General features: G+C 61.1%; 21 protein-coding genes. 10 read left to right on the plus strand and 11 right to left on the minus strand.

Going from position 1 to position 21,970, the window contains the following annotated elements:
- Window positions 1-457: 457 nt before the first annotated feature.
- Both PSDT_RS05950 and rpiA read left to right on the plus strand, forming a co-directional pair.
- On the plus strand, window positions 458-1,444 hold the full coding sequence (locus PSDT_RS05950) for a ribonuclease H family protein (RefSeq protein WP_048349429.1): 987 nt from the start codon (window positions 458-460) through the stop codon (window positions 1,442-1,444).
- Between the two features lie 72 nt (window positions 1,445-1,516).
- Window positions 1,517-2,215: a ribose-5-phosphate isomerase RpiA gene (gene rpiA / locus PSDT_RS05955; protein ID WP_036737531.1), complete on the plus strand. Its 699-nt coding sequence runs from the start codon at window positions 1,517-1,519 to the stop codon at window positions 2,213-2,215.
- A 196-nt stretch (window positions 2,216-2,411) separates the two neighbouring features.
- Here the strand turns inward: rpiA and PSDT_RS05960 are convergent, their stop codons facing one another.
- The 5 genes from PSDT_RS05960 to PSDT_RS05975 all read right to left on the minus strand — a co-directional run bounded on the left by PSDT_RS05960 (window position 2,412) and on the right by PSDT_RS05975 (window position 5,187).
- Window positions 2,412-3,185 carry an ABC transporter permease gene (locus tag PSDT_RS05960; protein ID WP_006288843.1) on the minus strand — a complete coding sequence of 258 codons (774 nt, stop codon included), beginning with the start codon at window positions 3,183-3,185 and terminating at the stop codon, window positions 2,412-2,414.
- The gene (locus PSDT_RS08430; protein WP_006288842.1) at window positions 3,182-3,397 is read right to left on the minus strand and encodes an ATP-binding cassette domain-containing protein; all 216 of its coding nucleotides are present in this window, start codon (window positions 3,395-3,397) and stop codon (window positions 3,182-3,184) included. Before PSDT_RS08430 ends, PSDT_RS05960 begins: the two co-directional genes overlap by 4 nt.
- Window positions 3,388-3,825 (minus strand): ABC transporter ATP-binding protein, encoded by a 438-nt coding sequence (locus PSDT_RS05970; RefSeq protein WP_006288841.1) that lies wholly within the window; start codon window positions 3,823-3,825, stop codon window positions 3,388-3,390. Before PSDT_RS05970 ends, PSDT_RS08430 begins: the two co-directional genes overlap by 10 nt.
- A 283-nt stretch (window positions 3,826-4,108) precedes the next feature.
- Window positions 4,109-4,198 (minus strand): 30S ribosomal protein bS22, encoded by a 90-nt coding sequence (locus PSDT_RS08125; protein WP_003817716.1) that lies wholly within the window; start codon window positions 4,196-4,198, stop codon window positions 4,109-4,111.
- An 83-nt stretch (window positions 4,199-4,281) separates the two neighbouring features.
- Entirely contained in the window at window positions 4,282-5,187 is a 906-nt protein-coding gene (locus PSDT_RS05975) for a hypothetical protein (RefSeq protein ID WP_006290216.1), read from the minus strand.
- A 68-nt stretch (window positions 5,188-5,255) separates the two neighbouring features.
- On the opposite strand from PSDT_RS05975, the gene radA reads away from it, so the two are divergent.
- The gene (radA, locus tag PSDT_RS05980; RefSeq protein WP_006290215.1) at window positions 5,256-6,656 is read left to right on the plus strand and encodes a DNA repair protein RadA; all 1,401 of its coding nucleotides are present in this window, start codon (window positions 5,256-5,258) and stop codon (window positions 6,654-6,656) included.
- Between the two features lie 82 nt (window positions 6,657-6,738).
- Here the strand turns inward: radA and PSDT_RS05985 are convergent, their stop codons facing one another.
- Together PSDT_RS05985 and PSDT_RS05990 are read right to left on the minus strand one after the other, a co-directional pair.
- The gene (locus PSDT_RS05985; protein ID WP_006288838.1) at window positions 6,739-7,695 is read right to left on the minus strand and encodes a hypothetical protein; all 957 of its coding nucleotides are present in this window, start codon (window positions 7,693-7,695) and stop codon (window positions 6,739-6,741) included.
- A 76-nt stretch (window positions 7,696-7,771) separates the two neighbouring features.
- Window positions 7,772-8,791 (minus strand): HhH-GPD family protein, encoded by a 1,020-nt coding sequence (locus PSDT_RS05990; protein WP_006288836.1) that lies wholly within the window; start codon window positions 8,789-8,791, stop codon window positions 7,772-7,774.
- Here PSDT_RS05990 and PSDT_RS05995 point away from each other — a divergent pair.
- The 5 genes from PSDT_RS05995 (at window position 8,742) to PSDT_RS06015 (ending at window position 14,276) form a co-directional block, all read left to right on the plus strand.
- A complete protein-coding gene (locus PSDT_RS05995; RefSeq protein WP_006288837.1) occupies window positions 8,742-9,437 on the plus strand; it encodes a tRNA (cytidine(34)-2'-O)-methyltransferase in 696 nt (231 codons plus the stop codon). The two genes, PSDT_RS05990 and PSDT_RS05995, sit on opposite strands and share 50 nt — an antisense overlap.
- Before the next feature lie 95 nt (window positions 9,438-9,532).
- Window positions 9,533-9,805, plus strand: coding sequence for an ACT domain-containing protein (locus PSDT_RS06000; protein WP_006288834.1), 273 nt, complete (start codon window positions 9,533-9,535; stop codon window positions 9,803-9,805).
- 12 nt (window positions 9,806-9,817) lie between these two features.
- On the plus strand, window positions 9,818-11,182 hold the full coding sequence (locus PSDT_RS06005) for a PFL family protein (RefSeq protein ID WP_006288833.1): 1,365 nt from the start codon (window positions 9,818-9,820) through the stop codon (window positions 11,180-11,182).
- Window positions 11,183-11,299: 117 nt separating this feature from the next.
- Window positions 11,300-12,730, plus strand: coding sequence for an amidohydrolase family protein (locus PSDT_RS06010; RefSeq protein ID WP_081442119.1), 1,431 nt, complete (start codon window positions 11,300-11,302; stop codon window positions 12,728-12,730).
- Window positions 12,731-12,848: 118 nt separating this feature from the next.
- Window positions 12,849-14,276, plus strand: a complete 1,428-nt coding sequence (locus PSDT_RS06015; RefSeq protein ID WP_006290212.1) for a metal-dependent hydrolase family protein — start codon at window positions 12,849-12,851, stop codon at window positions 14,274-14,276.
- A 58-nt stretch (window positions 14,277-14,334) separates the two neighbouring features.
- On the opposite strand, the gene galK is transcribed toward PSDT_RS06015, so the two are convergent.
- The 4 genes from galK to PSDT_RS06035 form a co-directional block, all read right to left on the minus strand.
- The gene (galK, locus tag PSDT_RS06020; protein ID WP_006288830.1) at window positions 14,335-15,606 is read right to left on the minus strand and encodes a galactokinase; all 1,272 of its coding nucleotides are present in this window, start codon (window positions 15,604-15,606) and stop codon (window positions 14,335-14,337) included.
- Between the two features lie 137 nt (window positions 15,607-15,743).
- The gene (gene galT / locus PSDT_RS06025; protein WP_006288829.1) at window positions 15,744-16,997 is read right to left on the minus strand and encodes a galactose-1-phosphate uridylyltransferase; all 1,254 of its coding nucleotides are present in this window, start codon (window positions 16,995-16,997) and stop codon (window positions 15,744-15,746) included.
- Window positions 16,998-17,170: 173 nt separating this feature from the next.
- Window positions 17,171-17,965 (minus strand): DeoR/GlpR family DNA-binding transcription regulator, encoded by a 795-nt coding sequence (locus PSDT_RS06030; RefSeq protein WP_006290211.1) that lies wholly within the window; start codon window positions 17,963-17,965, stop codon window positions 17,171-17,173.
- 45 nt (window positions 17,966-18,010) lie between these two features.
- Window positions 18,011-18,820: a polyprenol monophosphomannose synthase gene (locus PSDT_RS06035; RefSeq protein ID WP_048349457.1), complete on the minus strand. Its 810-nt coding sequence runs from the start codon at window positions 18,818-18,820 to the stop codon at window positions 18,011-18,013.
- 203 nt (window positions 18,821-19,023) lie between these two features.
- Between PSDT_RS06035 and PSDT_RS06040 the strand changes: the two genes are divergently transcribed.
- Both PSDT_RS06040 and PSDT_RS06045 read left to right on the plus strand, forming a co-directional pair.
- On the plus strand, window positions 19,024-19,743 hold the full coding sequence (locus PSDT_RS06040) for a Crp/Fnr family transcriptional regulator (RefSeq protein ID WP_006288826.1): 720 nt from the start codon (window positions 19,024-19,026) through the stop codon (window positions 19,741-19,743).
- Window positions 19,744-19,839: 96 nt separating this feature from the next.
- Window positions 19,840-21,954: a transglycosylase domain-containing protein gene (locus tag PSDT_RS06045; RefSeq protein WP_006288825.1), complete on the plus strand. Its 2,115-nt coding sequence runs from the start codon at window positions 19,840-19,842 to the stop codon at window positions 21,952-21,954.
- The last annotated feature ends 16 nt before the right edge of the window (window positions 21,955-21,970 follow it).

Below are 21,970 nucleotides of genomic sequence, written 5' to 3' on the forward strand. Positions count from 1 at the left end.
ATACCGCGGTCGACTACCACCCATTACATCAAATTCCATTGAAAGAACAGGGCGCGTTTTCTCTACGACTATCCCACTATCCATAGTATCTTCGGCGCTCCCTAGCCCAAGCATATCAACAAGAGAAAAGAATTCGGAGTCCAAGACATCGTGCGTAGAATTCTTTTTGACACTATGTGCGCTAACTGCCATTTTCAGTATCTCCTAAAAAACAATACATAAAATATATCACATCATTTGCAATATATCAAATTTCTTCGAATAAACCCTGAAAACTCGATTTTATTTTTCATCTTTCCTTATTAAAAAGAATCTTTATCCCCTTGGCTGCGTCTGGAATTCAACCTCATGGAATAGTGAAAAGGCATAGGGCTTATCCGAGGCAAAGGAAGAGCAAAAGACAAGAATGGGGAAGCAAAAAGCCGTTGTTGCCCCCTCTCCGTTTACAATGGACCCTATGAATAATCAGGTCATCGTATCCACTGACGGCAGCGCCTTGGCGAACCCTAACGGAGCCATGGGATGGGGATGGGCGGAGCACGTCCCCGCGGGGAGGAAACCGATCGCGTCCACCGGACAGGATTGCGACTGCGGCGGGGCCAGCAACGGGACCAATCAGATCGGCGAGCTTTCCGCGGTCCTCCAAGCGCTGCGCACCCACCGGGGCTCTTATCCCCTGCTCATCGAAACCGATTCCCAATACGCCATCAACTGCTCCACCAAGTGGATCCATGGCTGGAAGAAGAACGGATGGAAGAATTCCAAGAAGGAGCCGGTCAAAAATTCGGACCTGATCAAGGCCATTGATGGTGAGATCCGCTCGCGGGCGGGAAAGGTATCCTTCACCTGGGTCAAAGGACACGCCGGGGATTTCTACAATGAAAAGGTCGACGATCTTGCTCGCGGTTTCGCGGAAAAGTGCCGGGCAGGCGAGATCAGCGGCTACATGCCTTATGAAGGATGGCTTTCTTTGATCAATTCCGACTATGGCCGCGAGATGACTATGCCAAGCGATCCAACACAGGCTCCGCGGAAAGACGACCCGATTTTCGACGCTCGGCAGACAGGATTCCTGGCCGCTGACCCGATCGCCGCATCCCCGGTTACTCCTGACCTGGCACCTGCCGCTCCGCAAGACGCCGCTCGTGCATCCGAACAGCCGGTCGGCAGACAGCAAGCCGCTATCCCACAAGCGGCACCCCCTGTCGGGCGGCCAAAATCTTTTGGATTCCAGGACCAGCCCCTCTACCCTGACAGTCCGCAAACGGTCACCACCGAGCTGGTGGCCAAGCTCAATGAAGCCACCGCCCAATTCAATCTGGCCGCCCAGCGACTGGAGGCCGCCAGCCAGCATATGGACCAGGCCGTGGCCAAGCTTGACGAGGCCATCCGCCGCTTTGACGATAGCAGTTGGGATAATAACCATCAGGAAACATTGTTCTGACGCCGCCTGTCGGACCCTGTTTCGATTTCATTGAAACTACAATCATCTTCACGATCGAAGGAGCAAATGATCATGGATAAAGCAACTCAGGACGCATTGAAGAAGGCAGCCGGCGTGCAAGCCGCCCAGCTGATCCAGGACGGGATGACCGCCGGTCTGGGCACCGGGTCCACCGTGCGTTTCCTGGTCGACGAGCTGGGCCGCCGCGTGCAGGAGGAGGGCCTGAAGTTCACCGGCGTCACCACTTCCCGCCGCACTCAGGAGCAGGCCGAAGGCTACGGCATCAAGATCGTGGCCGTGGACGATGTGGACCAGATCGACATCACCATCGACGGGGCCGACGAAGTGGACAAGAACTTCAACGGCATCAAAGGCGGCGGCGCCGCCCTCCTCTGGGAGAAGATCGTGGCAACCAATTCCAAGAAGATTATCTGGATCGTGGACGAGTCCAAGGTGGTGGACACCATCGGCAAGTTCCCCCTGCCCGTGGAGGTCATTCCTTTCGGAGCCGGCCACGTGGTCAAGCGTTTCGAGAAGCGCGGTTACAAGCCTGTTCTGCGTCTGGATGCCGAAGGCAAGGAAGTCCTGACCGATGAGAAGAACTTCGTGGTCGACCTCCACCTGGACCGCATCGAGCATCCTCAGGAGCTGGCCCAGGACCTGATCACCACCGTGGGCGTGGTGGAGCATGGTCTCTTCCTCAACATGGTGGACACCGTCATTGTCGGCGACCCCAATGGTCCCCGCGTCCTGACCAACCCCAATAAATAAGTCCAATCAGGAATCGGTGTATACGAAAGGCGGTTACAGAAAAGAGCCCTCTATTTGGAAGGGCTCTTTTCTGTAACCGCCTTTCGTATACACCTTTAAATTTTTACCTTAATTCTTACCTTTTTTGGGCCATACCCACCTTGGGAACCATGCCCCATAGGTCATACCCATGAAACCAGGCCCATACAAGCCCACTTCACTCCTGAGGAATCTCCAAGAGCTGGGCCCGCTTGTTGAAATAATTGCGGTGGGCCAGGTAACCAGCAATCACCGCCCCCAGGCCGGTGGCGGACAGCAGCATGAAGGTGACCATGATCTGGTACTTGATGGCGTAAACCGGATCCACCCCGGCGAAGATCAGGCCGGACATCATCCCCGGCAGACTCACCAGGCCCACGGTCTTGGCCGAATCGATGGTGGGCTGCATGGCGGTCTTGATGCTCCGCCTCAGGATGGACATGCTGGCCGCCTTGACGGGAGCTCCGAGGGAGAGCTTCTCCAAGACCTGCTGCCTTTGGTCGTGGAAGCTGGAATAAAGGGTCTTGTAGCACAGGCCAATGGCCACCATCTCGTTGCCGGCGATCATGCCGGTGATGGGGATGATCTGGCTGGGGGTCATCTTGACCGTGCGGGTAATCAGCAGGATTCCCAAAGTCACATAGGTGCCGATCAACATGGCCACGATAGCCTGCCAAAGCTGCCTGCGGCTGTTGGGATCGCGCTTGTTGGCATTCCAGGAGGCGTTGAAGATGATGAGGAGGGTGATGGCGATGGTGAAAAAGACGTTGTTGACGTGGAAGATGAACTTGAGCGCGTAGCCGACCACGGCCAGCTGGATGATGGCCCGGGCCACGCTGAAAAGCACGTCTTTGGCCAGGCCCAGCCGCTCTTTGGCCGAAATCCCCACTGAGACCAAGACCAGGGCGAAGGCCATGAACAGGGACCAATCACTGACTTGAAGGTTTTTCATTCCTCCACCCTCCCTTCGACGATATGGATGATCCGCCCGGCTTCCTCAAGCTCTTGGGCGTCATGGGTCACTTGGACGATCGTCACCCCGTCCTTTTTCACCGAGTCGATCAGCTGGTGGACGATGCCCTTGCTCGCTTCGTCCAGGCCGGTGGTCACTTCGTCCAGCAGCAGGACCTGGGGCGGGAAGAGGAGGTTGCGAATCAGGGCCACCCGTTGCTTTCCCCTCCGGACAGCTGGCTGATTTTCTTATCCATATAGGAGGCCGGCAGATCCACCCGCGAGAGGAAGCTTTCAGCCCGGACGGGGTCGAACTTCTCTTTGCGGATTTCGAAGGGGAAAGAGAGATTGTCTTTGACCGTCTCCCCGAAAAGGACCGGCTGCTGGAAACAGTAGGAGACCCGCCTGCGATAGAGGGCCGGATCCATAGTGGAGATGTCCGCGCCTTGGAAGAGGGTCGTCCCGGAAGTGGGGGAAATCAGGCCTGCCATGATCTTGAGGATGGTGCTTTTACCGCCCCCGGATGGGCCGGCCAGAGTCAGGAAGTCGTTCTTTTCCACGGAAAAGCTGACTTCGGTCAGGATGTTCGTTTCTTGGTCAGCCACTCGATAAGTGACCTGACTGACGTCCATATACGCCATGAAACCTCCTGGAGGGGTTGGCTGATAATGCCGGTTAAGGATGAAAGCCGATTAAGGGTGGAAGAAGGGGATGGGGGCTGAAGGGAAGGAAGGAAAAGGAAAGGAAGAAAAGGAAGAAAAGGAAGAAAGGAAGTAGGGGGACTGAGAATGAAAGGTCAAGGATAAAAATGGAAAGAGAAAGGAAGGATGAGGGAAGAGAAAAAGCCCGGCGCCTTCAATCCTTGGGACGAGGTGCCAGGCTTTTTTTCAGGGCCGAAGCCCTGTCACGATTGCGTGAGTCGCACTACTTGCGCTGATGACGAGTCTTGCGCAGCATCTTGCGGTGCTTCTTCTTACTCATCCGCTTGCGACGCTTCTTGATGACAGATCCCATCAGAGCCTCCGTTTCCTAATGAACACAACTTTCGACATCCTACTCCAGCGAGAGGACACAGCGCTTGGCTGATCCCCTTTGGCCTACTTGGCCGCGTAATACTTGGCGAAGAAGTCGGTCATCCGGTCTTTCGGCCCGGTCATCTGGAAGAGGGCGGTGGCGTTCTGCTCCACGGCGACGGCCCGAGAGGGATCCTTGGCGTCCTCATGGACGGTGTAGGATCCGGTCTGACTTCCGTTGACCACGACGTTGCCGGTCGCGATCTGTTTGCCCGTGAGCTGGCCGCTGATCGCCTGATATTGCTTCAAGGCGTAGTCGGACGTGGACCACTGGGCCACGGTCACGGTCATCTCCTGCCCTTTGACTCCATTGGAGTAGGTGGCCACATACTCTTCAATGGGTTGGGAGGATTCCCAGACCTGGGTGACGGTCACCGATTGGCGGCTATAAGTCCCGGAGGAATCCGGCAAGACCGCTTTGACCAAGGCGGAAGCGTTGGATGGCAAAGGCTGGGGCGGGATGGTCGGGGTGGCGTTCGCGCTGGTCGTAGCCACCTGGTTGGTGGGCATGCCGCCTTTCTTCTTCAGGGCCCAACCAGGCCAAAGGAAAGCGGTGACCACCGCGGCCACGATCAAAAGGATGGCGATCAAGGAGACGATCAGCCGATTGCGGTGGGACCGGCTACGGGCCGCGTCCTCTTCCTGCGGCTCCGGGCCTCGCTGACCTTCAGACTCCTGCTGGGAGGCCTGGCCATCATCCTCGGACTTCCCGTCTTGCCTCCCGCTGTGACTGCGGCCTTCCCCGTTGCGACCATGGTCCATGGAATCCGGCCCCGGGACTGTTTCCTCTTGATCCTCCCCTGCGGTCTCTGGGGGAACCAGGCTGGCATCTTCCCCGCCTCGCCGCACCCTGCCCTCATCCTTACCGACGCGGCCCCTCATGGGCATATCCGCGAAGGGGCTGGTCTCCTGTTCCTGTTCATCGGTCATACGCCTATCTTCGCATGCCTTGGGGACGCCTGCGGCGCTTGTCTTCAATCTTCGATAGCGTGCCAAGTATGGCGAAATCAAACGTTCAGTATGTATGCTCGGACTGCGGCTGGAACGGAGCCAAATGGTACGGCCGCTGCCCCAACTGCGGCCAATGGGGAACGATCGAGGAGTTCCACGAAGCCAAGATCTCCCCTGCCTCTTCGCGCGCATCCTCCGCCAAACCCCTCAGTAAGAAAGAGAAAGACCGGATTCTGCGCCCCGTCACCGATGAGGGGCTGGAGGACGTGGTCCGCATCCCCACCGGTTTCGGCGAATTCGACCGGGTTTTAGGCGGGGGCATCGTCCCCGGGGCCGTCATCCTCATGGCCGGCGAACCAGGAATCGGCAAATCCACCCTCCTGTTGGAGACCGCGGGAAACATAGCCCGGTCCCTGGTCTCCACCGGAAAGCGGGTCCTCTACATCTCCGGGGAGGAATCGCTGAGCCAGATCCGCATGCGGGCCCGGCGCATCGGAGCGGTGGTGGACAACCTGCTTCTGGCTTCCACCATGGACCTGGGAACCGTGGTCTCCCTGATTCAGGAGGAAAAACCCGCCCTGGCCATCGTGGATTCCGTCCAGACCATCTCCAGCCCGGACGTGGACGGCATCCAAGGAGGCAACGCCCAGATCAGGCAGGTGGCGGCGGAAGTCATCGACTGCGCCAAAAGCCTGGATATCCCCGTCATCTTGGTCGGTCATGTGACCAAGGATGGGTCTATCGCCGGCCCCCGTACTTTGGAACACTTGGTGGATGTGGTCTGCCAGTTCGAAGGGGACAGCCAGACCGCCTTGCGGCTTTTACGCAGTCTGAAGAACCGATTCGGGCCGACCGACGAGGTGGGATGCTTCGACATGAGCGGGGAAGGGATCGAGGAGATCACCGACCCCAGCGGGCTCTTCGTCAGCGCGGCGGACCAGGCGGCCGAAGGGACCTGCATCACTTTCATCGTGGACGGGCACCGCAGCCTGCCGATGGAGATCCAGGCCTTGACCACCTCTTCCGCCCTCCCCGCCCCGCGACGGACCACCAATGGGGTGGATTACAACCGCCTGGCCATGATCATCGCCGTCCTCTACCGCCATGGCCGCATCAACCTGCTCAGCAGCGACGTCTACGTGTCCACCGTGGCCGGGGGGTCGGCCCGCGAGCCGGGCTGCGATCTGGCCATCGCCGCAGCCTTGGCTTCGGCTTCCAAAGGCAAAGCCATCGCCCGGACCACCATAGCCATCGGGGAGATCTCCCTGACCGGGCAGATCCGCCCCGTTCCCCGGATGGCCAACCGCCTGAGGGAAGCCGCCCGGCTGGGCTTCACCACGGCCCTGGTCCCCGTCCATCGGAAGGGTTCCTCCTGGCAGCAGGTGGAAGGGATGAAACTGGTGGAAGTGGCCACGGTGAAAGAGGCTTTGGCCGCCTTAGGGATTTAGAATTTCAAAGCCGGGACGGCGGAGACGGTCACGATGACCGGAATGGCCGGGAAAGCCAAAGGGCCAGAAGGGCGGCGAAGGCCTAACGGTTGTTGCCGTTGGCCCCGCCGTTTCCATTAGCCTCGTTGTTACCATTGTTACCATTGTTACCATTGTTGCCGCCGTTGCCACCTTGGGAACCGTTATCCCCCTTGTTCCCGGTCGAATCCCCGGATTTATCGGACGAATCCTTGGCCGAAGGGCTGGGGGCCGGAGGCTGGGTGACGATGAAGGGGACGGTCGGCGACCTCAGGGCAGGGTCGTCCTTGATGTAGGTATAAGCGGTGTAATTGCCCGGCTGCACCGTTTTCAGGTCGTGGTCGGCCTTGCAGCCATCCGCGGAGGCTTTGGTGTTCCAGGCGATTTGTTGACTGTCTTGGTCCTTATCGGTCATCAGGAGCATGCGGGCTTGGCTGTCGCATACATCGGTCCGGTAAACGACGGTGTCCCCCGAACTGATGACCAGGATGCGCGAGCCGTCGCTGGCGTCGATCAGGCAGTCCTTGGACCCTTTATGTGTCAGGTTCGCCCTGAAAACAAGGGTCTTGCCCGCCTCCACCGTGGTCGGGTCCGCGGTCAGGCCCAGGTCAAGGTTCTCGCTGGTGCAGTCGGGGATGCCGGAAAGCTTGCTTTTCTCCGACCGGGAGCTGGATTCGGCTTGTTGCCCCTTCCCCGCTTGTCCCCCTTGGGCTTGATTGCCCTGTTGGGAGGCTTTCCCCGATGGAGAAGCCGAAGCGGACGTCGTGGAGCCGGCCCCGGCCCCCGGACGGGCCTTCCCTTGGGAGCGGCGGGCCAGGCCGATAGCCAGGCCGACGATGAGGGCGACGGCCAGCAGGAGGATCAGGAGGGCGATCAAACGGCGACGCAGGTAGACCTTGCGCATGGTCGCCTTACCGCTCTTTTCCCTCGAGACACCCCGAGCGGACCGGGGGCTTGCCTTCCCGCGCCGGTCAGCCGAATCGGAGTCGAACGAAGAGGGTCTGTCTTTCCACTGAGCCATGGGACCAGTCTAACCTTCCGAAAAGAAAATGACCACGACGGCGCGAACGGCATATAAAGAAACGGACGAAAGAAGCTCAGACAGGCAGGCTGAGGGACTGATCCTGACCAATGACGATGAGGCCATCCTGATCCAGACCGATGACGCACTCGTCCAACTGCCCCTGGTCCTTCCACAAAGACCTGACTTGATCCGGCCCCAGCCGGTGATCGGGCGCCCGCCGCAAAGCGTCGATGATGATTCCCCTCACTTGCCGGTTGGTCCCGACGAAGGACTGCTTCGGCCTGGTCCTTGTGGACCCGAGGCCGGGACGGCCGACGGCCAGGAAGAGGCACTTCTCCTTGAGTGGGCATTGGTCGCAAGCGGGCTGGGAAGCGGTGCAAATCAAGGCCCCCAGCTCCATCACGGCCTGATTCCATCTGACCGACTGAGCGCGGTCGGCAGGCAGGAGGCTTTGGGCCAGGTCCCTCTCCCCCTTGGTCGTGGACCCGCCCCGGGATTCCTGGCCGGTGAAGGCCCGCACCAGGACGCGGCGAATGTTGGTATCCAGGACGACGACCCTGTCCCCATAGGCGAAAGAGAGGATGGCGGAGGCGGTGTAATCGCCGATGCCCGGCAAGGCGACCAAAGACTGGTAATCGTCCGGCAAGCGACCACCGAACTCCTGGCTGACCACCTGAGCGCATTCCTTCAGACGCAAAGCCCGCCGGGGGTAGCCCAACCGTCCCCAAGCGGCGATCAGGTCCCCGGTCGAGGCCTGGGCCAGGTCTTGCGGGGTCGGCCATAGGCCCATCCATTGGCGCCAGTAAGGAAGGACCCGGCTCATAGGGGTCTGCTGGCTCATCACTTCCGACAGGAGCACCCCCCAAGGGCTGGTCCGGCCGAAGCGCCAGGGGAAGTCCCGGGCCGCACTCCGCCACCAGGAAGACAGGCGGGAGAAGGCCCAGGCGGCTTCGTCGCCAGCCCCATCCCCTTTCCCGGTAGCCCTGAATCCTTGGTTCATCCGCTTTGGCGCCCTGTCGTTCATGCTCTTTATTGTTGCAAATATGAGCGATAATTCCTCCCAGAGCATCCCCACCAAGGCCTCCCGGAACACCCCTGCCGCCCCTTCCCCGCAGGACCCGGCCTCCCGGGTGCAATCAATGTTCGAATACGGCTACCGGAAGTCCTCCTACGGGCCGGACGAACTGGTCACCGACGCTCACGGCAACCCCATCTCCGTGACCGAAGCCATGCTTCAGCCGCAGGAGGCCCGGCTCCAGCAGACCTCCACCCCTCACCTGTGCTTCTGCTCCCCCAGGATCCCGGGCAACACGGGCTCAGCCATACGCCTGTGCGCCATCACCGGGTCCGTTCTCCATCTGGTGGAACCTTTGGGCTTCAACCTCAAAGACACCAAGCTGCGCCGGGCCGGCTTGGATTACCATGACATGACCCACGTGGTCATCCACCCGGATTTCGACAACCTGATCGAATCCATGCCCGACTCCCGCATCATCTCCTTCACCGCCCAGGCCACCACCCTTTACACGGAAGTCGAATACAGACCGACGGACATCCTCCTTTTCGGCCCCGAGCCAGGGGACATCCCCGACCCCATGGATATCATGGCCGGGCCTCATATCTACCAGCAGGTCCGCTTCCCCATGCGCCCCAGCCTGCGCAGCCTGAACCTGGCCAATTGCGCCTCCATCGCCCTCTATGAGGCCTGGCGGCAGATGGGCTTCCAAGGCGGAGTCTGACCTTCGAAACGGGTGGCGGAACCCGTAGAAGCGCTTCGGTACAATGGGCCACAAACATCAATGCCTGTATCGGCTTAAGGCTACGCAGGAGTACCATGCGCAAGGCAGTCATCACCGTCGTCGGTAAAGACGCTACCGGCATCATCGCCCGGGTCTGCATGGCTTTGGCAGGCAAAAAGGTGAACATCCTGGAGATTTCCCAGACCATCATCGACGGCTTCTTCAACATGATCATGATCGTGGATTATGCGGCCATGGAGGACGATTTCAGCGACATGGTCAGCCTTCTGGACTCTTTGGGCGAGGAGATCGGCGTTTCCATCCGCTGCCAGCGGGAGGAGATCTTCACCTCCATGCACCGGATTTAAGGAAGGCCAGCCATGACCGACAGTTTGGAAATCGACGAGACCATCTCCATGATCACCCAGGAGAAACTGGATGTGCGGACCATCACCATGGGCATCAGCCTTTTGGACTGCGTCAGCGACAACCTGGGGACTTTGAGGGACAAGATCCTCCGGAAGATCACCACCAAGGCCAAAGACCTGGTGGCGGTGGGCCGCCAGCTGGAAGTGGAATTCGGCATCCCCATCGTCAACAAACGGATCTCGGTCACCCCCATCTCCTTGGTGGCGGCCGGGGCGGCCAAGTCAATCGACGATTACGCGGCCATCTGCCGGACTTTGGACCAGGCCGCCGAGGAAACCGAGGTCAACTTCTTAGGCGGCTACTCGGCCCTGGTCTCCAAGTCCATGACTCCTGCCGACGAACTGCTCATCCGCTCCCTCCCCCAAGCCCTCTCCTCCACGGAAAGGGTGTGCGCTTCAGTCAATGTGGGCTCCACCAAGACCGGGATCGACATGGATGCGGTGGAGCTTCTGGGCCATGTGATCAAAAAGGTTTCAGTGGCCACGGCCGATCATGACAGTTTCGGCGACGCCAAGCTGGTCGTCTTCTGCAACGCCCCGGACGACAATCCCTTCATGGCCGGGGCCTTCCACGGGGTGACCGAGGGGGACGCGGTCATCAACGTGGGGGTGTCCGGGCCGGGGGTGGTCTCCCATGCTTTGGACCAGGCCCAGGGCAAGGATTTCGAGTTCCTTTGCGAGAGCATCAAGAAGACGGCTTTCAAGGTCACCCGGGTCGGCCAGCTGGTGGCCCAGGAGGCTTCGGCCCGCTTGGGGGCCCCCTTCGGAATCATCGACCTGTCCCTGGCCCCCACCCCGGCCCCAGGCGATTCCGTGGGCGAGATCCTGGAGAAGATCGGCCTGGCCCAGATGGGCGGGCCTGGTACCACGGCCGCCCTGGCCCTGCTCAACGACCAGGTGAAGAAGGGCGGGATCATGGCCTCGTCCTACGTCGGCGGCCTGTCCGGAGCCTTCATCCCCGTCTCGGAGGACAAAAACATGATCGAGGCGGCCGAGAAAGGCAACCTGACCATCGAAAAGCTGGAAGCCATGACCTGCGTCTGTTCCGTCGGTCTTGACATGATCGCCATCCCCGGGGACACGGCCGATTCCACCATTTCCGGAATCATCGCCGACGAGGCCGCCATCGGCATGGTCAATCAGAAGACCACGGCCGTGCGCATCATCCCAGTCATCGGCAAAGAGGTCGGAGACCAAGCCGAATTCGGCGGCTTATTGGGGCGGGCCCCCATCATGCCGGTCAACCAGACCGATTGCTCCGCTTTCGTCTCCCGCGGCGGACGGATTCCAGCGCCTATACGCAGTTTTAAGAACTAGATATACATATTTTTGAGAACCTTCGTGAGAATATTCTTGCCTCGCTCTAAGATGGTCCCCCACAGGGTGATTCGCCTTGACGACGAGTCCCCCAAGGGTCAATCTGAAAGGAACATCATGACAGAAGAGAAAACACAAGACCAGCGGACGGAAGGATTCGTCCAGGATGAGATCGACCCCGACCTGGTGGCCCAACAAGGTCCTTTCGCCCTCAACCACGCCCGGATCGTCCGCGCTTTCGCCGGAGAAGGCGGCCTGGGGCAGCAGGAGGGAGCGGTGGACGAGGACCAGACGGTCCTGGTCGACCCCGAAGGAAAGATCGAAGCCGTTTTCCCCTCATCCGAACAGGACAGGGTCTCCCGCATCCCGGCCGACTACCGCCAGGTGGACGTCCGAGGGCGATGCCTCATGCCCGGCCTGATTAACGTCCATGTCCATCTTTTCAACACAGGAGAAAGCCTCCCCTCCAGTTCCATGACCAAAGAGGCCCAGGCCGAGCAGAAGGCCTTCATGGACTCCCCCGAAGGCCATCAGATGCTGCGGTCCATGACCCGCAAGATGGCCCGCGAGCTTCTGCTGTCCGGCGTGACCAGCTTCCGGTCCGTCGGCGACGTGGCCTTCGACACGGTCGACCTGCGCGAAGACGTGGAGGCCGGCAAGGCCCTGGGAGGCCACATCTTGGCTTCCGGCCCCATGATCGCCGCCCCCAACGGCCATGGAGCCCCCCTGCTTTCCATGGAATGCTTTGACGCAGACAGCACCCGGGCCAACATCAACAGGCTGGTGAACCAGGGGGTGAACGCGGTCAAGATCGCTTCCACCGGCGGCGTGACCGACGCCCAGAAGGTGGGCGACGCCGGCCACCCCCAGATGACCGAAGAGAACATGCGGATCATCTGCCAGATCGCCCATGAGAACGGGATCATCGTGGCCGCCCACGCCCAAAGCCTGGAAGGGGTCAAACGGGCCTTGCGGGCCGGAGTGGACACGATCGAACACGGCTGCGACTTCGACCAGGAATGCATCGACCTCTTCCACGACAATCCCCACAGCCTACGCGGCTGGTCGGCCGTGGTCCCTACCCTGTCGGCCGTCCTGCCCCTGGTCAAGCTGGACCAGGAAGTGACCGAGCTGAGCGACGTGGTCCGCGCGAACGCCACGATCATCGGAGACCGTCTGATCGCCGGGGCGAAGAAGGCCGTGGAAGCCAAGCTCCATCTGGGGGTCGGCACCGATACGGCCATGCCATACGTCACCCAATACAACACCTGGCGCGAGCTGGACTACCTGGTCCGCTACGCCGGTCTGACCCCGGCCCAAGCCATCTACGCGGCCACCCAGGAGAACGCCTTGATCTTGGGCCTGGACCAGGTGACCGGAGACATCCAGCCCGGCCTGGACGCCGACCTCCTCCTGCTGGATAACAACCCCTTGGATGACCTACGAGCCTTGAGCAAGCCCGTCATGGTGGCCGCCGGCGGGATCGTCATCGACAACCCCCAGCCGCACCGGTTCGAACAGGTCGACAAGGCTTTGGATACCTTCTGAATTTCTCACTAGCGATTCTCGCCGTCTGATCGCGGTCAGACGGCCGCGATCAAAAAGATTCCAGCCAAACAATTCCGGCCTGAAGGGGAAGAGAACAACGACAAACCAAAGGAGCCATATGGAGATCACCAACAAGTTGGCGGACCTGTCCGCCCGGATCAAGGTCACCGCACCCGCCAAGCTGAGCACCGAACACGTGCCTTTCGTCATCCACCATGCCAATCTGGTGCGCACCCTCAAAGGCATCGACGGCTTGGGGCTCAGGGAGGGATCCATCGCCGAGGACCACAGCCTGGCCATTGACGCCCAAGGCCTCATCGAAGACATCTTCCCTTCCAGCGATCAAGCCCGGGCCCAGGCCCTGAGCGACGGCCACAAATCGATCGACGCCCAAGGCCGCTACATCCTGCCCGGCCTGATCAACGCCCACGCCCACGTTTTCGGCAGCGGCAAAGGCATCCCCTTGGGCATCAACACCAAGGACTCCCAAGCCATGGCCAAATCCTTCCTGCAGACGGTTCCTGGGCAGGCCTTCCTGAGGAAGATCACGGAAAGCAACATCCGCCAGGCCCTGCTGTCCGGGGTCACCACCCTGAGGACCGTGGGCGACATCGCTTACGACACCGTGGCCTTGAGAAACCGAATCAACGATGGCGAGACCGTAGGCCCACGGATCCTGGCCTCCGGCCCCCTGCTGGCCATCCACGGCGGACACGGGGCTCCCCTGATCGCCTTGGAAGGAGACAGCGAGGAGGAGATAATATCCAACGTCCATCAGCTCCTGGACCACGGGGTGGATGTGATCAAGATCGCGGCGACCGGTGGCGTGACCGATTCCCAAGTCCTGGGAGAGGCGGGGCAACCTCAGATGACCGAGGAGAACATGCGGCTCATCTGCCAGGAAGCCCATAAGGCCGGGGTCATGGTGGCCGCCCACGCCCAGAGCCTGGAAGGGACCAAACGGGCCCTGAAGGCCGGAGTGGACACGATCGAACATGGATCCACCCTGGACCAGGAGGTCACCGCCCTCTATCGCAAGAACCCCAACAGTCTGCGCGGCTGGTCGGCCGTGATTCCCACCCTGTCGGCCATGCTGCCGACCGTCTCTCTGGACCAGGATGGACTGGGCATGTCCGACGTCGCCCGGTCGAACTCGGCCCAGGTAGGGGAAAACCTGCTCACCGGCCTGAGGGAGGCCGTGGCCAAGAACCTCCATGTGGGGGTGGGCACCGATTCAGCCATGCCATACGTCACCCAATACAACACCTGGCGAGAGCTCGATTACCTGGTCCGCTACGCCGGCATGGCCCCGGCCCAGGCCATCTACGCGGCCACCGGGGCAAACGCCGAAATCCTGGGCCTGGATCAGGTGACCGGGTCGTTGACGATTGGTTTGGCGGCCGACCTGCTGGTGGTGGAAGGCAATCCTTTGGATGACCTGCGGGCCTTGGACAAGCCGGCTCTGGTGGTGGCGGGCGGGATCCCGGTCTGGAGACCGCACGCCAAGCATTTCCCGGCCGTGGACCAGGCTTTGGACACCATCTGAGGAATATGAAACGGCAGCCGTTACCTCGTCGTAACGGTTGTCGTTTTTTCCGGGCCGATCAAGCCACCCGTTCAGCCGGCTTGGCGGCGACAGCGGCCAAAGCGCGGGGCTGGTTGAATCCCTTCCGAGCAAAGCGATCGGCGATTTTCTGAGCGATTTCCCGGGACCGGCCGGCATCCACCAAGGCGATGATGGACCCGCCGAAACCGCCACCGGTCATTCGGGCCCCGTAAGCCCCTTCCTCCCGGGCGGTGTCCACGGCCAAGTCGAGCTCGGGGACGGTCACCTGATAATCGTCCCGCAACGAATCGTGGGAGGCGTTGAAAAGCCGGCCTGATTCGGCCATGTCTCCGGCGGCGAAGGCCCGGACGAAGTCGGTCACCCGCCAGATCTCGGTGACCACGTGGCGCACGCGCTTCACTTCCACAGGGTCGGGCAGACGGTCCAAGGCCTCCTGCAGTCCCTGCCGCCGGGCGGAGGGATCGTCGCCGGCCGAAGCCGCGATGGTATCCGCCACTTGCCGCAGGTTCTCCACGCCCAACTTGGCGGCGGCCTGCTCGCAGGTGGCGCGACGGGCAGCGTATTGGCCGTCGTTCAGCTGGTGGGGGGCGCAAGTATCCACCACCAGGAGTTCCAAGCCCCGGGCGGCCAGGTCGAAGTCCTGCTGGGAAACGTTCTCCAAGGGGGTCAGGCCCGGCTTGCAGTCCAGGAGCAGGGCCTTGCCCGCCTGGCACCGCATGGAGGCGTTCTGGTCGAGGCCGCCCGTGGAAGCGCCGGCCATGTCGTTCTCGGAGGCGATGGCCATGGAGATGAGGGTGACCCGGCCTTCGTCGCTGGACCCATACCCCAAGGAATAGACGTCATCCAAGGCCAAGACGGTGGAGCAGGTCATGGCGGCCGAAGAGCTCAAGCCCGATCCCAAAGGCACGCAGGAGACGAAGGCGGCGTCGAAGCCCTGGACCGGAAGCTCAGCCTGACGCATGGCCCAGGCCACTCCCACCGGATAGGCAGCCCATCCCTTGACCCCTCCGGCTTCCAGCCCTTCCAGTTCGGCCGTGGCTACGGAACCGGGGTTGATGGAGGAGACCACCCGCGCCTGGGCGTCCTGGCGGGGGGCCAGGGCGATGAAAGTGCGATGAGGCAGGGCGATGGGCAGGCAGAGGCCCGCGTTGTAATCGGTGTGTTCACCGATGAGGTTGACCCGGCCGGGGGCGTCCCAGACGCCAGCGGGCTGGTACCCGTAGGTTTTGGCGAAAAGCTCGGTCGCTCGCCTGGCTCCTTCGCCATCAGGGATGGAATCGATGAATTCCACGGCATTCTCGTCTGCCATTTTCCCACCTTTCTGTTGTATTCTGTTCCTTGTTCGTTTCCGATTGGCTTATTATCCCCGATCGGTTTGTTCGTTTCCGATCGATTCGTTTAGTTCCTGCCGGTTTGTTCGTTTCCGACCGGTTTCGTCGGTTTTTGTCAGTCGTCGATGTCGATCGGACCCAACTCGTGGAAGCGGGCGGCGATCTTCTCGGGGGTGGTGTCGGAGATCCAAGCGGCCATGCCCGACTCGGACCCGGCCAGGTACTTGACCTTGTTGGCCGCCCGACGGAAGGAGAAGAACTGGAGGTTGAGCCGGTAGTCCTCCCGGCGGGGGTCTTTGACCGGAGCCTGATGCCAGGCGGCAATGTAAGGCAGATCCATCCCCTTGCCATCCCCCTTGTCGAAGAAGGCGTTCCCCCGCTTGAGCAGGGTCGAGTACATCTGGGCCAGGCCCCAACGCTCGTCGTCGGTCAGCTGGTCCAGAGTCAGGACGTCGTCGCGGACCGGTTGCGCATGCACTTCCAAGGGCCAGCGGGCGGCGGCGGGCACATAGGCCATCCAGGTGGAGTTGCGCATGATCAGACGCTCGCCGGCCTCCACCTCGCCTTTGAGGATGTCGCGAAGGAGATTGCTTCCCGTCCGCTCGTGATAGGCCTCGCTTTGCCTCAGTTCCTGTTCCATGCGGGGGGCGATGAAAGGATAGCAGTAGATCTGCCCATGGGGGTGGGCCAAGGAGACGCCGATCTCCTGCCCATGGTTCTCGAAGGGGAAGACCTGTTCTATGCCGTTGATGGCGGAGAGTTCAGCGGTCCTGAAGGCCCAGGCCTCCACCACCGTCCGCAGGCGGGATACCGGCAGGTCCGCCGGCAGGGAGGTCTCGCCCGGGTCGAAGCAGACCACTTCGCAGCGACCGACGGCGGGGCGCTGCTCCCACAGGGGATTGCCGTCCACATAGGTCACCTGGTCAGGCACGCCGGGGATGCGGTTCATGGAGGGGAAACGGTTTTCGAAGACGACCACGTCGTAATCGCTGTCGGGCACTTCCCCATCCTGATAAGGGTCTCCCGGCTTGCGGGCGGCCAAGGGATTACCGGTCGCGGTGGCTCCAGGGCCGGCCGTGATCGGCCGGTTCATGCGGGCCGTGGCCATGGGTATCCAGTCCCCGGTCAAGGGGTCCCTCCTCATCTGCGGGGCCTGGACCGGCATGGGCTTGCCTTCCCCGTCAATCCCCAGCTCGAAGCGGTTGGCCAGATGGCGGGGGTCTTTCAATTCGCGTCGCTTTTCGCCTGACACATAGTCAGGGTCATCGTCCAGATAGAAGAATTGGCGGCCATCGGACAGCTCCGTTTCGGTGATCCTGATGTTTTCCCGGGCGTATTCGCCGGGGACATAATGGCTGAACTCAGTCATCGCGTTCCTCCTGTCGTTGACTTCTCTTGTTCTTGTCAACTGTCGATTGAATTATGAACCTATGCTGGCCATCCTAGCAGGCATGTTCGATTTTGTTCGTTTGTTCGTTTTTCTAACATTCGATGACAGGTCAGCTGCCAGACAAGCGTTCATCCTTATGCAATCATCCATCCTTATGCGAGCAAAAGCCTTTTGGCCACCTGTTCCGTTTCCCGACGCAGGTCCATCTCCAGCTCGGAATCGGTGATGATGGTGTCCACCTGGGAGAAATCGGCGAAAAGGGAAAGGGAGGCGCTCTCCCACTTGGTATGGTCAGCTAGGACGATGCAGGTCTCCGTGATGGAGATCAGGGCAGAGTTCGTGGCCGACTCCAGGGAATTCGGGGTCAGGAACCCCCGCGGGACCGAAACCGAATGGGCGCCCAGGAAGAGGGTGTTGACCCGCAGTCCGTCGATCACCTTATTGGCGATGGGGCCGACCAAGGAGTTGGACCGGGTGACCACTCCCCCGGTCATGATCACTTCCACGTCGTTGGCCGTATCCGCCATCTGGATGAGCTGGGCCACGGGGATGGAATTGGTGAGGATGGTGGCCCCTTGGCAGCGCGGGCTCTCCAACAGAAGCTGGGCGAAAGCGTAAGTGGTGCTGCCGCCCCCGATGGCGATCACATCCCCGGGGGAAACGAAATCCAAGGCCTTCTTGGCTATCTTCTCCTTCAAAGAGGTCTCCATGCGGGATTTGACCGAGAAAAGCGGCTCCACCAGAAGGGTGCTGGAGGAGACGGCACCCCCGTGCACGCGCCTGAGCAAGCCTTTGCCGGCCAAGTCCTCGATGTCCCGCCGGATGGTCATCGCCGACACATCCAGCTTCCGCGATAAATCGCTCACCCGGACCGCTCCCGTTTCCCTCACCTGCGAGAGAATGTACTGCTGTCTCTGAGTAGAAATCATATGAACATTATCGCACATGAACGTACATTTTTCAGGGACGACTCGCACATTCCCCTGAATTTTCTAGTCTTTTTCAGCCTCCTGCCCGTCGCGCAGATGGTCCGCGGTCGCTTTCCTCTTTCCTCCCAGGATCCTTCTGATCCCCCAATCGGTGACCCGCCACATGGCTTCCAGGACGATCCCCGTACCCATCTTTGATTCGCCCTGGGTCCGCTCCACGAAAAGGATGGGGACTTCGGTCACTTGTCCGCCGGCGTACTCCACCCTGCGGGTCATATCGACCTGAAAGACGTAACCATTGGCGTGGATGCTGTCCACATGCAGGCGGCGCAGGGCCTGACTGCGGTAGGCCCGGAAGCCGGCGGTCACGTCATGCGTGGCCAAACCCAAGGCATGCCGGGCGTAGCCGGACCCGCAACGGGAGATCAGGTCCCGGTACCAGGGCCAATTCTCCGTTCCCCCGCCGGGGACCCGTCTCGAGCCGATGACCACGTCGCAAGCCGGGTCCGCTTCCAAGGCGTCCAAGATCCTCTTCAAGTCGGCCGGCCGATGGGACCCGTCCATATCCATTTCGCAAATCACCTGGTAGCCGTGCAGGAGGGCCCATTCGAACCCGGCCACGTAAGCCGGTCCCAGGCCGCGTTTGATGGACCGGTGGATGACGAAAACCCGGGGGTCGGCGGCGGCCATCTCTTCGGCCAGGTCCCCGGTCCCGTCCGGGGAGGAATCGTCCACCACGAGCACGTTCACCTGGGGGCAGTAGGAGAAGATCCCCGATAAGGTCGTCTCCAGATTGTCCTTCTCGTTATAAGTGGGCATGACGATCAGGGTCCCGCCGTCGCCGCCATCTTTCCCTTCGCCACTGTCAGCCATGAAAGCTTCTTCATCCCGAGTGTCGATCATGGGTCATCATTATAGACATGCTGGCAGAGGAAAGAAGGAGGGAAGAGGGAAATCCGCCCTCCCCCTGGTCAGGCCTGGGCTTATGATGAAGGATAAGCTGCGCTTTCCGAAGAACGACCTTCGGGGGCCATGTCACGTACACGACCAGATGAGTACCAGATAGGACAGCAAGGATGTCAGCACCGCAAAAGCACAGGGAGATAGACCCTGAGACGATCTTGCTCCACACGGCTCTTTTCCGCCAGGTCAAGCCTTCCGACGCCGACCAGCTCATCCCCCACCTGCACCAGCATTTCGTAGACAAAGGCGAGGTCATCTTCCGCGAAGGGGATGACGACACCCGCATGTTCATCCTGGAGGAAGGCCGGGTCAAACTGACCAGGACGGCCGGGGATGGCCGGGTCCAGCTGCTGAGCATCCACGGCCCCGGGGAAGTGCTGGGGGAGATACCGGTCTTCGACCCGCGGGGAGGACCGCGGACCGCCTCGGCCATAGCCATGCGCAACGGCACCATGGTGGTCTCCCTTTCCCACGAAGCCCTTATGTCCTGGCTGGACGGCCACCCCACCGTGGCCGTCAGCATGCTCCAGGTCCTGGCCAGACGCATGAGGCGGAACAACGAACGGATCGGCGACCTGGTCTTCACTGACGTGCCCGGCCGCCTGGCCAAGACCCTCATCGATCTGGGCCGCCGTTTCGGGGAGCCGACCGAGCGGGGCCTCATGGTCCCCCATGACCTGACCCAGGAGGAACTGGCCCAGCTGGTGGGGACCTCGCGGGAGACGGTCAACAAGGCCCTCATGGATTTCACCAACCGCGGGTGGATAGCCCGCGAAGGCCGTTCCATCCTCATTTATCGGCCCGGCAAGCTGATTTTGCGCTCACAGCATTAAAGGGCCCGCTCCTTCCAGACTCTCCTGGACTCCCCTCCCCTAAGCGCCGATGGCCCGGATGGGCATCGGTAGACGCTTGACTCTAAAATAGGGAACATGTCTGGTGAGAAAGCAAAAAAAAGCGCAGGTAAGGTCTTCACGCTGATTTTGGCCTACATCGTCTTCTGTCTGGCCGGCGGGATCGTCGTGTCCGGCTTCCTCCTGCCTGGGGCCCTGGCGACCTCCAAGGCGGCGAGCAAGGCCATCCCCTCCTTGTCCACGACGGAGAACATCGATTTCAACCTGTCCGACCTGCCGCAACAATCCCGCATGTACGCCTCGGACGGCAAGACCCTCATCGCCACTTTCTATGACCAGAACCGGATCAACGTGCCCCTGAGCAAGGTGTCCAGGTATATGCAGCAGGCCGTGGTCGCCAGTGAAGACCGCCGCTTCTTCCAGCACAACGGCGTGGACCCCCAGGGGGTCCTGCGCGCCTTCCTGCGGACTTACGTCTCCCGCGGAGATACCCAGGGCGGATCCACTCTGACCCAGCAGTACGTGAAGAACATGCTCATCAACCAGGCAGAGGATTCCAACGACCCCATCGAGGCTTACCACGCCAAGGAAGACACCATCGCCCGCAAGTTCCGCGAGATGCTCCTGGCCCTCCAGATCGAGAAGAAATATTCCAAGGCCGACATCCTGCAAGGCTACCTCAACATCGCCCAGTTCGGCCCCAACACCTTTGGGGTGGAGACGGCAGCCCAGCATTACTTCTCCAAGAGCGCTGCGGACCTGACCCCGGGTGAAGCGGCCACCATCGCGGCGGTCACCAAGAACCCCGCCCGCTTCGACCCCACGGTGAACGTGAAGGACTCCCAGACCCAGCGCAACGTGGTCCTAGGCCTCATGGCCGACGTCAACTTCATCAGCAAGGACCAGGCGGCCAAAGAGAAGGCCATCCCCCTGGAGAAGGAGCTCAAGATCAAGGACGTGCAGGTGGGCTGTCAGGCGGCCGGTTCCGCCGCCTATTTCTGCGACTTCGTCGTCCGAAAGATCCTCAATTCCTCGACTTTCGGCAAGACCAGCGCCGACCGCAAGAAGCTCCTTTACGAAGGCGGCCTCACCATCACCACCACCATGGATGTCAACGCCACCAAGGCCGCATGGGAATCCGTCCGCCGGGTGATTCCCGAGAACGACCCGTCCGGCTTCGAGTCCGTCCTGGTGGCCATCCAACCGGGGACCGGCCATGTGCTGGCCCTGGCCCAGAACCGCACTTACGACGCCACCGCTCAGGCAGGGGCTACAGCCACCTCCATCAATTACGCCGTCGACCAAGCCGATGGCGGCGGGTCCGGCGTGCAGCCCGGCTCCACCTTCAAAGCGATCAACATGGTCTCCTGGCTCTCCAACGGACACACCGCCCTGGAACCCCTGCAGACTTCCACCGCCTACCCGACAGCCTCCTTCGCCTGCAACCTCACCCGGGGCGGTGTCTGGCAGGTGAAAAACGCCGAAGGGGGCACGGTCAATCCGGAAACCCCTTACCACGGCTTGATCATGTCCCACAACACCACCCAGGGGGCCATGGCCCAGAAGATCGGCCTGTGCGCCATCGCCAAATCCGCCATCTCCCTCGGGTACCACAACTCGCTGATCTCCCAGAGCAATCTCTACAATCAGCTGGAAGCCCCTATGGTCATCGGCGCTTTGAACGCCTCCCCCCTGACCATGGCCAACGTCTACGCCACCATCGCGGCGAACGGCACCCATTGCGAACCCATCGCCATCACCAAGGTGGTCAAGAACGGCAAAGAGATGACCGTCCCCTCCGCCAACTGCAAGCAGGTGATCTCCAAGGAAGTGGCCCAGACCACGGCTTTCATCCTCAACAAGGACGTGACGGCCGGCATCGCCCGGTCCGCCCAGCTGAACAACAACCGTAAGACCTTCGCCAAGACCGGTACGGCCGAAAGCTACTACATGAACGCCGAGATCTTCACCAACGGGGTCTCCGCCTTCGCCACCATGGGCAACATGGAAGGCCTGACCACCTTCAACGGCCGCACCATCAACGGCCGCACCAAGGCTACCTGGTATGGCGACGACTGCGTACCCATCGTCCGCGACTTCGTCAACGACTATGTGAGCGCGGCCAAGATCCCTGACAATCCCGACTATGGAAAGGCCGATGAGGCCCTGATGGGCGGGACCTTCCTCCACTGATCGGACGAGGGCAAAC

It is taken from the genome of Parascardovia denticolens DSM 10105 = JCM 12538 (assembly GCF_001042675.1).
Classification (GTDB): Bacteria; Actinomycetota; Actinomycetes; order Actinomycetales; family Bifidobacteriaceae; genus Scardovia; species Scardovia denticolens.